This is a genomic window from Cellulomonas soli (genome assembly GCF_013409305.1).
GTDB classification, from domain to species: domain Bacteria; phylum Actinomycetota; class Actinomycetes; order Actinomycetales; family Cellulomonadaceae; genus Cellulomonas; species Cellulomonas soli.
Genome location: NZ_JACBZJ010000001.1, coordinates 3152006 through 3165405, shown reverse-complemented (window position 1 = coordinate 3165405; position 13400 = coordinate 3152006). Strand labels below are relative to the sequence as shown.

General features: G+C 73.1%; 10 protein-coding genes. 2 read left to right on the top strand and 8 right to left on the bottom strand.

The genetic code is table 11. The annotated features are described in order from the left end of the window. Window positions 1-107 precede the first annotated feature (107 nt). From BKA22_RS14505 to BKA22_RS14485, 5 genes are read right to left on the bottom strand one after another with little or no spacing between them, the layout of a single operon-like run. Window positions 108-1712: an alpha/beta hydrolase family protein gene (locus BKA22_RS14505; protein WP_146952950.1), complete on the bottom strand. Its 1605-nt coding sequence runs from the start codon at window positions 1710-1712 to the stop codon at window positions 108-110. Next, window positions 1712-2623 carry a GTPase Era gene (gene era / locus BKA22_RS14500; protein ID WP_146952951.1) on the bottom strand — a complete coding sequence of 304 codons (912 nt, stop codon included), beginning with the start codon at window positions 2621-2623 and terminating at the stop codon, window positions 1712-1714. Before era ends, BKA22_RS14505 begins: the two co-directional genes overlap by 1 nt. Further along, window positions 2620-3918: a hemolysin family protein gene (locus tag BKA22_RS14495; RefSeq protein WP_146952952.1), complete on the bottom strand. Its 1299-nt coding sequence runs from the start codon at window positions 3916-3918 to the stop codon at window positions 2620-2622. Before BKA22_RS14495 ends, era begins: the two co-directional genes overlap by 4 nt. Then, on the bottom strand, window positions 3915-4367 hold the full coding sequence (gene ybeY, locus BKA22_RS14490; RefSeq protein ID WP_146952953.1) for an rRNA maturation RNase YbeY: 453 nt from the start codon (window positions 4365-4367) through the stop codon (window positions 3915-3917). Before ybeY ends, BKA22_RS14495 begins: the two co-directional genes overlap by 4 nt. Window positions 4368-4374: 7 nt before the next feature. Further along, the gene (locus BKA22_RS14485; protein WP_146952954.1) at window positions 4375-5397 is read right to left on the bottom strand and encodes a PhoH family protein; all 1023 of its coding nucleotides are present in this window, start codon (window positions 5395-5397) and stop codon (window positions 4375-4377) included. Window positions 5398-5516: 119 nt separating this feature from the next. Here BKA22_RS14485 and BKA22_RS14480 point away from each other — a divergent pair, with 119 nt between their 5' ends. Further along, window positions 5517-6050: a Gmad2 immunoglobulin-like domain-containing protein gene (locus BKA22_RS14480; RefSeq protein WP_179561798.1), complete on the top strand. Its 534-nt coding sequence runs from the start codon at window positions 5517-5519 to the stop codon at window positions 6048-6050. Between the two features lie 17 nt (window positions 6051-6067). Here BKA22_RS14480 and BKA22_RS14475 read toward each other — a convergent pair whose 3' ends face one another. Next, window positions 6068-8398 carry a sodium-translocating pyrophosphatase gene (locus BKA22_RS14475; RefSeq protein WP_218866675.1) on the bottom strand — a complete coding sequence of 777 codons (2331 nt, stop codon included), beginning with the start codon at window positions 8396-8398 and terminating at the stop codon, window positions 6068-6070. Window positions 8399-8591: 193 nt separating this feature from the next. Here BKA22_RS14475 and ppdK point away from each other — a divergent pair, with 193 nt between their 5' ends. Then, window positions 8592-11300, top strand: a complete 2709-nt coding sequence (gene ppdK, locus BKA22_RS14470; protein WP_146952957.1) for a pyruvate, phosphate dikinase — start codon at window positions 8592-8594, stop codon at window positions 11298-11300. Window positions 11301-11442: 142 nt separating this feature from the next. Here ppdK and BKA22_RS14465 read toward each other — a convergent pair whose 3' ends face one another. Continuing rightward, the gene (locus BKA22_RS14465) at window positions 11443-12219 is read right to left on the bottom strand and encodes a 16S rRNA (uracil(1498)-N(3))-methyltransferase (protein WP_146952958.1); all 777 of its coding nucleotides are present in this window, start codon (window positions 12217-12219) and stop codon (window positions 11443-11445) included. Continuing rightward, window positions 12216-13337: a molecular chaperone DnaJ gene (gene dnaJ, locus BKA22_RS14460; protein WP_146952959.1), complete on the bottom strand. Its 1122-nt coding sequence runs from the start codon at window positions 13335-13337 to the stop codon at window positions 12216-12218. Before dnaJ ends, BKA22_RS14465 begins: the two co-directional genes overlap by 4 nt. Between the last annotated feature and the right edge of the window lie 63 nt (window positions 13338-13400).

The window sequence follows — 13400 nt, the reverse complement described above, 5'->3', positions numbered from 1 at the left end:
GTGAGGTCGACACGCCCACACCCGTCCCTGCCTGCGGACGGATCGGGAGGAACCTACCCCGTCACGCGGGCACCGCAGGAGGACCTGGTGCCCGTACCCGGCCGCCGTCAGATGCCGAGCTGGAACGCGCCCCAGTACGCCAGGACCACGAGCAGCACAGCTGCGCCGACGACGCCGGACCACAGGGCGATCGTCCGCACGGCGCCGGGCGCACCACGTCGGCCGACGAGCTGCAGCTCGTGCATGCGTGTGGCGAGCGCCACACCGGCGACGACCGCTCCGATGCCCAGGAGCCGGACGAGCAGCCATCCGCCTTGCACGACGAGCGCGTTGCGCTCGTAGTCCAGTGCGAGCCGGGCGATGGCGACGAGGTACCAGACGAGCACCCCGACCGTGGCGAGCGCACCGAGGCCGAGGGCGCCGATCCGCCAGGGCACCCCCGAGCCGTAGCGAGGCGGCGCCGGGCGGCCTGCGGGGTCGGGCACCGTCCCGCCGCCGCGGCGGCGGCGCACCGCACCGGCGACCGCGGCCGCCGCGCGCGAGCCGAGCACCAGCACGGGCCCGAGCGCGATCAGTCCGGCGCCGGTGAACACCGAGCCGAGCACGACGTCACCGCTGCGCAGCCAGCGCGGTTCGGGCACCGGCGCCGCCAGGTACTCCTGCACGGGCTGGTCCCCCGCGACCCGTGGGGAGGCGTCGGCGGTGCCCGGCAGGCCGAGCACCCACCCGTCGAGGTCACGCAGGAACGCCTCGGAGACCGCGCCGTCCACCCGGATGCCGTGGTCGGCGCCGGCGTAGTAGCGCACGGTGACGTCCCCGTTCCCGGCGAGCGCGGCGTCGGCGACGATCTTCTCGGCGCCCTGCACGATGGGCATCGACGCGTCCCCGGTGCCGTACACGACGAGCACCGGCGCGGTCATCCTGCGCTGGTACGGCGTCACGTCGAAGTCCGCGTACTCGAAGCCACCGCCGGGCAGCGACATCCCGACGGCGCGCGGGATCGCCCGGAACACCCCGTGCGGCACCTGCGTGTTGCGCAGGTAGGAGTCGACGGCGAACGCGGCCTGCTGGCGCGGTGGCACGACCGGGGAGGACACGAGGACCACGAACGCCAGGTCGGGGTCCTGCGCGGCCATGACCGGTGCGATCCAGCCGCCCTCGCTCTCGGCGTACACCCCGACGCGGTCAGGGTCGACGCTCGGCCACTCCCGCAGGAGGTCGACGGACCGGGCGTAGTCGGCCGCCATCGCCGCGTAGTCGCGGTGCCGGGTCGTGTAGGTGTCGAGCCGCTTGTCGGGGACCATCGCGACGATCCCGTGCGAGGCGAGGGAGGCGGCCTGGGCCAGGAACGCCTCGTCGTACTTGCCCGTGCCCGCCCCGTGCACGAACACCACCGCCGGCAGAGGCCCCTCGGCGCCGACCGGCTCGCTGATCCGCGCCTGCACGCTCACGCCGTCGAGCCGGACCGTGACGACCGACTGGGTCACCTCGTAGGTGCCCGGCTGCACGGCCTCGCCGATCGTCGTCGAGGTCGTCTCGACCTCGATCGGGTCGGTCACGGGCTGCGGGTCCCACTGCGGTCCCATCACCGACCCGAGGAACGCCAGGGCGAGCACGCCGACGGCCGAGCTGGCCGCCATCCGGTACGCCCGGCGTCCGCGTGCGGCGGACACGATCGCCCGCGCGCGCGAACCCGGCTCGTCCCTCAGCATCAGAATCCCAGCCGGCCCAGCTGCTTGGGGTCGCGCTGCCAGTCCTTGGCGACCTTCACGTGCAGGTCCAGGTACACCCGGGCGCCGAGCAGCGCCTCGATCCCGCGCCGCGCCTGGCTGCCGACGTCACGCAGCCGGGCCCCGCCGCGGCCGATGATGATGGCCTTCTGGCTGTCGCGCTCCACGTAGAGGTTGACCCGCACGTCGAGCATCGGTGTGCCGTCGCCGGTGTCCTCGCGCGGCACGATCTCCTCGACGACGACGGCGAGCGAGTGCGGCAGCTCGTCGCGCACGCCCTCGAGGGCGGCCTCGCGCACGAGCTCGGCGACCATGACCTGCTCGGGCTCGTCGGTGAGCTCGCCCTCGGGGTACAGGGCCGGCCCCTCGGGCAGGTGCGAGACCAGCACGTCGGTGAGCACCTCGACCTGGTACCCGGACTGGGCGGAGACCGGGACGATGTCGGTCCACTCCCCCAGCTGCTGCACGGCCAAAAGGTGCTCGGCGAGCCGTCCCTTGGTCACCAGGTCCGCCTTGGTGACCACGGCGACGACGGGCGTGCCGCGGCCGTCGCGCGAGAGCTGCACGAGCTGCTCGGCGATGAACCGGTCGCCGGGCCCGACCTTCTGGTCGGCGGGCAGGCAGAAGCCCACGACGTCGACCTCGGTGAGCGTGTCCTTGACCAGGTGGTTGAGCCGTTCACCCAGCAGCGTGCGCGGCCGGTGCAGCCCGGGGGTGTCGACGAGCACGAGCTGGGCGTCGGCACGGTGCACGATCCCGCGGATGGTGTGCCGGGTGGTCTGCGGCCGCCCGGAGGTGATCGCGACCTTCTGGCCGACGAGGGCGTTGGTCAGCGTGGACTTGCCGGCGTTGGGCCGCCCGACGAAGCAGGCGAAGCCGGAACGGTGGGTCATCGGGGGTCTCCGTGCGGGGTGTCGGTGGTGTCGGGCGCGTCGTCGGACGGCGCCTCGGTGCGGCTGACGAGCAGGGTGGACAGCCGCCGGCGGCGGCCGTCGGCACGTTCGGCGACCAGGTGCAGGCCGTGGATGTCGCCCGCGGAGCCGGGGAGCGGGACCTTGCCGAGCGCCTTGGCCAGCAGCCCGGCCGCGGTGTCGACGTCCTCGTCGTCGACCTCCAGGTCGAACAGCTCGCCGAGCTCGTCGCGGCCCAGGCGCGCAGGGACACGGTAGGTCCCCTCGCCGAGCGCCTCGACGGCGCGGGCGCTGGGGTCGTGCTCGTCGGTCAGCTCGCCGACGATCTCCTCGAGCGCGTCCTCGATCGTGACCAGGCCGGCGATCCCGCCGTACTCGTCGACGACCATCGCGATGTGCGACGAGCCGCCCTGCAGCTCGCGCAGCAGCTCGTCGACGGGCTTGGACTCGGGCACGAACACGGCCGGTCGGGCCAGGGACGAGGCGGGCGCCTCGAGGGCGTCCGACCGGTCGGTGCCCTGCAGGCGGCGGGCGATGTCCTTGAGGTAGAGCACGCCGCGCAGGTCGTCGACGGAGGAGCCGACGACCGGCACGCGGGAGAACCCGGAGCGCAGCAGCAGGCTGAGCACCTTGTGCAGCGGGGTGTCGGCGCCGGTCGTCACCATGTCGGTGCGCGGCACCATCACCTCGCGCGTGAGGGTGTCGCCCAGCTCGAGCACGGAGCGGAACAGCTCGCGCTCGTCGTCCTCGATGACGTCGGACTCGCTGACGCGCTGCACCATGTCGCGCAGCTCGTCCTCCTCTTCCTGGGTGCGCTCCTCGGGCGTGGCCCGGGCCGCACGGCCGACGCCACCGGCGACGACCATGACCGCGAGCAGCAGCCGGGACAGCACGGCCAGCGTCGCCACCGGGTGCCTGCGGCCGATGCGGCGCGGGCTGACCCGCACGAGCACGAACGCGACCAGCGCGCACACCGCCACCGCGATCAGCGCCACGGCCCACCACGGCAGGGACCCCGAGGCGACGACGAGCGTGATGCACACGGTCGAGGTCATCTCGGCGACGAGCCGCACGTACGAGGCGGCTGCGGCGACCCGCGCGGGGCGCTCGACCAGGACGCGCACCCGGTCGGCGGCGGCGTGCCCCTGCGCGGTCAGCTCGGTGGCCGCGGCCCGTGTGACGCGCGCGACGGCGACCTCGCCCGCCGACAGCGCGCCGGCCAGCAGGATGCCCGCGACCGCGAGCGTGACGAGCAGACCGACGGGGACGTCGGTCATCGACCGGCCAGGAACGTCAGCAGGAGCGTGCGTTGCAGGGCGAACATCTCCTTCTCCTCCTCCGGCTCGACGTGGTCGTAGCCGAGCAGGTGCAGGATCCCGTGCGTGGTCAGCAGGAGGAGCTCCTCGGCCGTGGAGTGGCCGGCGGTGCGCGCCTGCTGGGCCGCGACCTCCGGGCAGAGCACGACGTCGCCCAGCAGCCCGGCCGGGGTGGGCTCGCCCTCGCGGCCGGGACGCAGCTCGTCCATGGGGAACGAGAGCACGTCCGTCGGTCCGGGCTCGTCCATCCACTTCACGTGCAGGTCGGTCATGACGTCCGTGCCGACCAGCATGATCGACAGGTCGGTCTGCGGGTGCACGTGCATGGCGTCGAGCACGTAGCGGGCGAGCGCGGCGAACTCCGCCTCGTCCACGTCGTAGCCGGACTCGTTGTTGACCTCGATGCTCATCGGAAGATCATGTCCTGTCCCAGCGTGCGTACGCGTCGATGATGTCGCTGACCAGCCGGTGCCGGACGACGTCCGAGGAGGCCAGGCGGCAGAACGCGACGTCGTCGAGGCCGTCGAGGATCTGCTGCACGACGCGCAGACCCGAGGTGGTGGCCGAGGGGAGGTCGACCTGCGTGACGTCGCCCGTGACGACGACCTTGGACCCGAATCCGAGCCGCGTGAGGAACATCTTCATCTGCTCCACCGACGTGTTCTGCGCCTCGTCGAGGATGATGAAGGAGTCGTTGAGCGTGCGCCCGCGCATGTATGCCAGCGGGGCGACCTCGATGGTCCCCGCCTCGAGCAGCCGCGGGATCGACTCGGGGTCGACCATGTCGTGCAGCGCGTCGTACAGCGGGCGCAGGTAGGGATCGATCTTCTCGTTGAGGGTGCCGGGCAGGAACCCCAGCCGCTCGCCGGCCTCGACCGCGGGACGGGTCAGCACGATGCGGGTGACCTGACGGGCCTGCAGCGCCTGCACCGCCTTGGCCATCGCCAGGTAGGTCTTGCCGGTACCCGCCGGGCCGATCCCGAAGGTCACGGTGTGCCGGTCGATCGCGTCGACGTAGTCCTTCTGCCCGGCCGTCTTGGGCCGGATCGTCCGGCCGCGGCCGGAGAGGATGTTGAACGTGAGCACGTCGGCCGGCCGCGTCTGCGACCCCGCGGCCAGCATCGAGACGGTGCGCTGCACCACGTCGGGCGTCAACGGCGTGCCGCCCTCGGTCATCTCGACGAGCTCCTCGACGAGTCGTGCGACGAGGGCGACGTCCCCGGCGGGCCCGCCGAGCGTGACCTCGTTGCCCCGGACGTGGATGTCGACGGCGGTGAAGCCCTGCTCGATCGCGCGCAGCACCTCGTCGCGCAGGCCGAGCAGCTCGACCATGGACACCCCGGCGGGGACCGTGATGCGGTGCTCGACGCGCGTGTGCGTCGGTGGGGTGCGCGAGCTCCGGGATGCGTCACCGGTCGCGGCAGGAGTGGGTTCGGCCATGTCGCCGCCATCCTACCGACCGGCCCCCGGCGTGTGCCGTGCCCGCAGGCGGGTACCGGGAGCGAGACTGTGCACGTGTTGCGGACCCGATGCCGCGACGCCACGGAAGGGTGGGGACGATGAGGACTGCACGAGCGACGGGCCTGCTGGTCTACGGGGCGCTGCTCGCCGGGGTGCTCGCCGCCTGCGCGGGCGCCGCACCCTCGAGCGACTCGGGCTCGGCGAGCACGACCGGCGCGTCGGCGACCGTCGAGCCGAGCACGGCGGCCACACCGGCGGCCTCGCCGTCCGGCACCGACGCCGGTCCGGCGCTCGACGACTCCCCGACCGCCGGCACGACCGTGATCACCAGCCCGACCTCGGGTGCGGTCGTCGACGGCCCGACGGTGACCGTCGAGGGCCAGGGCACCGCCTTCGAGGCGACGTTGCGCTGGGAGGTCGTCGCCGCGGGCGCGGACGGCGACTCCCCGAACGTCGCCGAGGGCTACGCCGACGCCGGGGCCAACGGCGAGGTCGGCCCGTTCACGTTCACCGTCGACCTGACCCCGGGCGACTGGACGATCCGGGTCTGGGCCCCGGGTGAGGCGGACGGCGGGAGCGCCGAGGGCTCCGGGGACGACGCGGCCGCCACGGTGACCGTCACCGTGCGCTGAGGCGGCGCCGGTCCCGGTCAGCCCGCATCGGCGGCTCGCGCGCCGCGAGGCGTCGGGACCGCCGTCGAGGCCGGTTCGCCCTGGTCCACCTGCGGCTCGGCGGCCGACACGGTGCCCGAGGCCAGCATGTTGACCGGCGGGCGGGACCGGGACCACCACACGGCTCCGGCGAGCACCGCGGCACCGGCCACGGTGACCACCGTCCGTGCCCATGGTGCGTCCGCATAGGTCACCACGAGCGGTGCGAGCAGCAGCGCCACGAGGTTCATCACCTTGATGAGCGGGTTGAGCGAGGGACCGGCGGTGTCCTTGAACGGGTCGCCGACGGTGTCGCCGATCACGGCCGCGGTGTGCTGCGCCGATCCCTTGCCGCCCAGGTTCCCGTCCTCGATGTACTTCTTCGCGTTGTCCCACGCGCCGCCGGACGTGGAGAGCATGACCGCGAGCAGCTGGCCCGTGAGGATCGTGCCGGCCAGGAACGCCCCGAGCGCCTCGGCGCCCAGCGCGAAGCCCACGACGACCGGCGAGAGCACGGCCAGCAGACCCGGGGTCAGCAGCTCACGCAGCGACGTGCGCGTGCACAGGTCGACGACCCGCGCGTAGTCGGGCTTCTCGGTCCCGCCCATCAGCCCTGGTCGGCTGCGGAACTGCTCGCGCACCTCGAGCACGACCTGCGCGGCCGCACGCGAGACGGCACGGATCGCCAGCGAGGAGAACAGGAACGCGACGGAGCCGCCGACGAGCAGCCCGACGAGCACGAGCGGCCGGTCGACCCGGACGCCCTCGAACGTCATGCCCGCGGCACGCAGCGCCTCCTCGAAGGAGCCGAACAGCGAGGTCGCGGCGATGACGGCGGTGGCGATCGCGATGCCCTTGGTGATGGCCTTGGTCGAGTTCCCGACCGCGTCGAGGTCCCCGAGCACGCGCGCGGGGCGCCCCTCGAACTCCCCCGACATCTCCGCGATGCCCTGGGCGTTGTCGGATATCGGCCCGTAGGTGTCCATGGACACGACGACGCCCACGGTGGTGAGCATGCCCATGCCGGTCAGCGAGATGAAGTACAACGCCTCGGTCGGGTCGGTCGCGAGCACCGCGGCGGCGGCGATGACCCCGCCGACGGTCAGCAGCGCGTACACGGTGGACTCCATGCCGAGCGAGAACCCCGACAGGATCGTCGTGGCCGGTCCGGTGCGCGTCGACTCGGCGACCTCACGCACGGGCTTGTACCGCGTGTCCGTGAAGTACTGCGTGAGCACCTGGATCACGCCGGCGAGCACCAGGCCCAGGCACACGGCGACCGCCGGTCGCAGGTCGTGCAGGTACAGCTGGGCGAACAGCAGGACGGCGAGCGCCGAGACGACCGCCGAGAGGAAGAACCCGCGGTTGATCGACCTCATGCCGTGCTCGTCCTCCGAGCGCGGCTGCACGGCGAGGATCCCGACGATCGAGGTGATGACCCCGATCGCGCGCACGACCAGGGGGAACATCACCCCGGCGATCGCGCCGGCCGGTGAGTCGGCGAGCGCGGCCGCCCCGAGGATGAGCGCGGCGACCAGGGTGACCTCGTAGGACTCGAACAGGTCGGCCGCCATGCCCGCGCAGTCGCCGACGTTGTCGCCCACGTTGTCCGCGATGGTGGCCGCGTTGCGCGGGTCGTCCTCGGGGATGCCCTGCTCGACCTTGCCCACCAGGTCCGCACCCACGTCGGCCGCCTTGGTGAAGATGCCGCCGCCGACCCGCATGAACATCGCCAGCAACGCGCCGCCGAAGCCGAACCCGACGAGCACGGTCGTGGCGTCCTGACCGAAGACCAGCAGGATGCCCGTCGCACCGAGCAGGCCGAGCCCGACCGTGAACATCCCGGCGACCCCGCCGGCACGGAACGCCACGCGCATGGCGGCGCGCAGCCCGGTGCTCCTGGCCGCCTGCGCGGTCCGCACGTTGGCGCGCACGGCGAGCCACATCCCGGCGTACCCCGTGAGCGCGCTGAAGCCGGCGCCGAGCACGAACGCCGCCGAGCGGCCCAGCCGGAGAGCGACCTCGGTGTGCGCCGCGTCCTGCGGCACCGGCAGCGCGAACGCGAGGACGAACGCGAGCACGACGATGAAGACCGAGACGGTGCGCAGCTGGCGGCGCAGGTAGGCCTTCGCCCCGGCCTGGATCGCGCGGGCGATCTCCACCATCGTGGGTGAGCCGGTCGGCGCGGCGAGCACCTGGCGCACGAGCCAGGCGGCGAACACGAGGGCACCGAGCGCGATCCCCAGCACGACCCACAGCGTGGCGGTCTCGCCCGGGCCGAAGACGGCGGTCAGGGCGTCGGTCTCGGACGTCCGCAGCGGGTGCGGCATGGCCATCTCCCTCGACGACGGTGGACCCGCGCACCTCGTCGTGGCGGACCGCCTCGACCAACGTATGACCGAACCCACAGCTCATCGTGGGACTTCCGTCATAGGCCCTTGGTCCCTGAGCAGGTCAGGGCCCGCAGGCGCAGACTGGCCCGCAGGCGGGCAACGGGGCCCGCGCGCCCCTCGGAGGTAATCCATGGCCACCTATGTGAAGGACTTCAGCGAAGGCGACAGGGACCAGAAGGACCTGCTCGGGGGGAAGGGGGCCAACCTCGCCGAGATGACCCGTCTCGGCCTGCCCGTCCCCCCCGGGTTCACCATCACCACCGAGGCGTGCCGCGCGTTCATGCGCACCGGCGAGGTCCCGGCCGAGCTGCGCGTCGAGGTCACCATGGCGCTGCGCCGCCTCGAGGACGCCCTCGGCCGCCAGCTCGGCGACTTCCACGAACCGTTGCTGGTCTCCGTGCGCTCCGGCGCCAAGTTCTCCATGCCGGGCATGATGGAGACCGTCCTGAACGTCGGGCTCAACGACGCGTCCGTGCAGGGCCTGGCCCAGTTCTCCGGTGACGAGCGGTTCGCGTGGGACTCCTACCGGCGCCTCATCCAGATGTTCGGCCGCACCGTGCTCGGCCTGGAGGGCGAGCTGTTCGCCGACGCGCTCGACAAGGCCAAGGCCGGCCGCGGCGTCACCTCCGACGTCGAGCTCACCGCCGACGACCTGCGCGTCCTGGTCGACACGTTCAAGGAGATCGTGCGCACCGAGACGGGCAAGGAGTTCCCGCAGCACCCGCGCGAGCAGCTCGACCTGGCCATCGTCGCGGTGCTGCAGTCGTGGGGCACCGAGCGCGCCCGCCTGTACCGCCGCAAGGAGCGCATCCCCGACGACCTGGGCACCGCCGTGAACGTGTGCTCGATGGTCTTCGGCAACCTCGGCCCGACCTCGGGCACGGGCGTGGCGTTCACCCGCAACCCCTCGACCGGTGAGACCGGCGACTACGGCGACTACCTGGTCAACGCCCAGGGCGAGGACGTCGTGGCCGGCATCCGCAACACGCTGTCCCTGGCGGACCTCGAGGAGGTCGACCCGGTCGCCTACGGCGAGCTGCGGCAGGCCATGCGCCGCCTGGAGACCCACTACCGCGACCTGTGCGACATCGAGTTCACCATCGAGCGCGGCAAGCTGTGGATGCTGCAGACCCGTGTCGGCAAGCGCACCGCGCCGGCGGCGTTCCGCATCGCCTGCCAGCTCGTCGACGAGCACCTCATTACGATGGACGAGGCGCTCTCCCGCGTGAACGGGGCGCAGCTGTCCCAGCTGCTGTTCCCGCAGTTCGACGCCGACGGTGAGCGCACGCTGCTGACGAAGGCCATGGCGGCCTCCCCCGGTGCCGCGGTCGGCATGGCGGTGTTCGACTCCGTCACCGCCCAGGAGTGGGCCGAGGAGGGCAAGGACGTCATCCTGGTCCGCCGCGAGACCAACCCGGACGACCTGGGCGGCATGATCGCCGCCGTCGGCATCCTCACCGCACGCGGCGGCAAGACCTCGCACGCCGCCGTGGTCGCCCGCGGCATGGGCCGCACCGCCGTGGTGGGCGCCGAGGCGCTCGACATCGACATGGTCACGCGCTCGTTCACGGTCACCGGCCACAAGGTCCACGAGGGCGACGTCATCGCGATCGACGGCTCCACGGGCGACGTCTTCCTCGGCTCCGTGCCCGTCATGCCCTCCCCCGTCAGCACCTACCTCGAGGAGGGGCTCGACGTCGCGCTGGCGTCGACCGACGACGAGGAGACCCGCGACCTGGTGATGGCCGTCGACCGGATCCTGCGGCACGCGGACGCGACCCGGCGCCTGCACGTGCACGCCAACGCCGACACGGCCGAGGACGCCGCGCGTGCCCGGCGGCTCGGCGCGGAGGGCATCGGGCTGTGCCGCACCGAGCACATGTTCCTCGGGGAGCGCCGCGTGCTCGTCGAGCGCGTCGTGCTGGCCACGCAGGACGCCACCCGGCAGGAGGCCCTCGACGCGCTGCTGCCGTTGCAGCGCGAGGACTTCGTCGACCTGCTGCGCGAGATGGACGGCCTGCCGACCACGATCCGCCTGCTCGACCCGCCGCTGCACGAGTTCCTGCCGGACTTCACCGAGCTGTCCGTGAAGGTCGCGCTCGCCGAGGCCAGCGGGAACGTCGACGAGGCCGACGTGCAGCTGCTGGCCGCCGTCACCCGCATGCACGAGGCCAACCCGATGCTCGGCCTGCGCGGCGTACGTCTGGGGCTCGTCGTCCCCGGCCTGTTCGCGCTGCAGATCCGGGCGATCTGCGAAGCCGTCGCGATCCGTCGCGTCGCCGGCGGCGACCCGCACGCCGAGATCATGGTCCCGCTCGTCGGGTCCGTGCAGGAGCTGCGGATCATCCGTGAGGAGGCCCTGGGCATCATGGCCGAGGTCGGCGCCGAGCACGGCATCACGCTCGACCTGCCCGTGGGCGTGATGATCGAGCTGCCGCGCGCAGCCCTGACGGCCGACCGCATCGCCGAGGAGGCCCAGTTCTTCTCCTTCGGCACCAACGACCTGACGCAGACCACGTGGGGCTTCTCCCGCGACGACGTCGAGGGTGCGTTCTTCGCGCAGTACACGGCGAACGGTGTGCTGAGCGTCTCCCCGTTCGAGACCATCGACGCCAAGGGTGTCGGGCGTCTCGTGCGGATCGCCGTCGAGGAGGGCCGGGCCACCCGCCCCGACCTCACGATCGGCGTGTGCGGCGAGCACGGCGGGGACCCGGAGTCCATCCGGTTCTTCGACTCCGTCGGGCTGGACTACGTGTCCTGCTCGCCGTTCCGGGTGCCCGTCGCCCGGCTCGAGGCAGGGCGTGCGTCGGTCGCCGGACCGGACACCGACGCGCGGTAGGTGACGCCCGACCAGGGCGTCACCCCTGAGCTCGCGGGGCCCGGCCGGTGAGGAGAATCACCGGCCGGGCCCCGCGCCCGTGCTCACGCGAGGCAGCAGAAGACTCAGGGATGCAGCAGCAGGCTCAGGGCAGGCTGTCCGCTCAGGCCCAGCGGCCCAGGCGCGCGGCGAGCAGCGCGAGCGCCACGGGCCCTGCCGTCGACGTGCGCAGCACGTGCGGACCGAGCCGCACCGCCTGCGCACCGGCCTGCGTGAGCTGCTCCGTCTCGCGTTCGGTGATGCCGCCCTCCGGGCCCACCACCACCAGGCACTCGACCGGCCCACCCGGGCCGACGCCCGTCGGGAGGACAGCCTCGGCGATCGAGGTCGTCGCCTCCTCGTGCAGCACCAGGGCGGCACCACCGGCCGCGACGCACGCCGACACCCGGTCCACCAGACCCTTGGTGTCGAGCGCGACCCCCACCTGAGGGACGCAGGCGCGGCGGGACTGCTTCGCGGCCGTGCGCACCGTGGCCAGCCAACGGGCGCGGCTCTTGGCCGCCCGGTCACCGCGCCAGACCACGATCGAGCGGTCCGCCTGCCACGGGAGCACGCCGTCCGCGCCGACCTCGGTCGCCGCCTCGATCGCGAGCTCGTCCCGGTCACCCTTGGCCAGCGCCTGCACGAGCACGAGAGCCACCGCAGGGGCCGGTTCCTCGACGCGCTCCTGCACACGCAGGTGCAACCCCTGCGGGTCGACCGTCTCCACGACCGTGCGCAGCCGGACACCGGCGCCGTCCACGACGTCGATCCGCTCCCCCGCGCCGCGACGCTGCACCACCCCGGCGTGCCTGCCCTCCGTGCCGTCGAGCAGGTAGGCGTCACCGGTGCCGACACCGGCCAGGGTGCCCGGCTCGGCGAGGAAGACCGGCGCGCTCACCGGCCGCTGAGCTTGTCGCGCAGCTTGGAGAACACCCCGGCGTTGGCAGCCGACAGGCGAGCCTCGGGACGCTCCTCGCCGCGCAGCGTGGCCAGACGGCGCAGCAGCTCGGCCTGCTCGTCGTCGAGCGTGGAGGGCACCAGGACCTCGACGTGCACGTGCAGGTCGCCACGCCCGCCGTGGTGCAGGTGCCCGACGCCCAGCCCCTTGAGCGTGACCACCTGGGCCGGCTGCGTGCCCGGCCGCAGGTCGACCTCGCGGGGGCCGTCCAGGGTGTCGAGCGTGAGCACCGTGCCCAGCGCGGCGGCCGTCATCGGCACGGGCAGCGTGGCGTGCAGGTCGTCGCCCTGCCGCACGAACACCTCGTGCTTGCGCTCACGGACCTCGAGGTAGACGTCACCCGCCGGGCCGCCCGCCGGGCCGACCTCGCCCTGCGCCGTCAGCTTGATGCGGGTCCCGGTGTCCACACCGGCCGGCACGTCGACGCTGAGCGTGCGGCGCGAACGCACCCGGCCCTCGCCCGCGCACTCGGCGCAGGGCTCGGGGATGACCGTGCCGAAGCCGTGGCACGCGGCGCACGGCTGCGTCGTCATGACCTGGCCGAGGAACGAGCGCGCGACGCGCTGCACCGAGCCGCGTCCGCCGCAGACCTCGCAGGTGCGCGGCTGGGTGCCCGGACGGCAGCACGTGCCCTGGCACGTCGGGCACACGACCGCCGTGTCGACCTGCACGTCACGGTGGGCACCGAAGGTCGCCTCGGCGAGGTCGATGTCGAGCCGGACGAGCGCGTCCTGGCCGCGTCGGGCGCGCGGGATCGGGCCGCGCTGCGCCTGGGCGCCCGCACCGAAGAACGTCTCGAAGATGTCCTGGAAGCCGAAGCCGCCGCCCATCCCGCCGCCGGGTGAGGACGGGTCCGCACCGAGGTCGTAGGCCCGGCGCTTCTCCGGGTTGCCGAGCACGTCGTAGGCGCGCGAGACGTCCTTGAACCGCTCCTCGGACGCCACGTCCGCCCCGGCCACGTCGGGATGGTGCTCGCGGGCGAGCTTGCGGTAGGCCTTCTTGATCGCCTCCGGCGAGGCGTCCCGCGGCACGCCGAGGATCTCGTAGTAGTCGGTCACGTCCCACTTCCGATGACGGTGAGGGCCGCCCGGCACGCGGGCGACGAGGAGGTGTGCAGGCTG

What these genes read in the sequence shown, in the direction of transcription:
- ybeY (WP_146952953.1), bottom strand. Translation starts at nt 4,367, where the DNA reads ATGAGCATCGAGGTCAACAACGAGTCCGGCTACGACGTGGACGAGGCG.
- BKA22_RS14480 (WP_179561798.1), top strand. Translation starts at nt 5,517, where the DNA reads ATGAGGACTGCACGAGCGACGGGCCTGCTGGTCTACGGGGCGCTGCTC.
- era (WP_146952951.1), bottom strand. Translation starts at nt 2,623, where the DNA reads ATGACCCACCGTTCCGGCTTCGCCTGCTTCGTCGGGCGGCCCAACGCC.
- BKA22_RS14485 (WP_146952954.1), bottom strand. Translation starts at nt 5,397, where the DNA reads ATGGCCGAACCCACTCCTGCCGCGACCGGTGACGCATCCCGGAGCTCG.
- BKA22_RS14505 (WP_146952950.1), bottom strand. Translation starts at nt 1,712, where the DNA reads ATGCTGAGGGACGAGCCGGGTTCGCGCGCGCGGGCGATCGTGTCCGCC.
- ppdK (WP_146952957.1), top strand. Translation starts at nt 8,592, where the DNA reads ATGGCCACCTATGTGAAGGACTTCAGCGAAGGCGACAGGGACCAGAAG.
- BKA22_RS14475 (WP_218866675.1), bottom strand. Translation starts at nt 8,398, where the DNA reads ATGCCGCACCCGCTGCGGACGTCCGAGACCGACGCCCTGACCGCCGTC.
- BKA22_RS14495 (WP_146952952.1), bottom strand. Translation starts at nt 3,918, where the DNA reads ATGACCGACGTCCCCGTCGGTCTGCTCGTCACGCTCGCGGTCGCGGGC.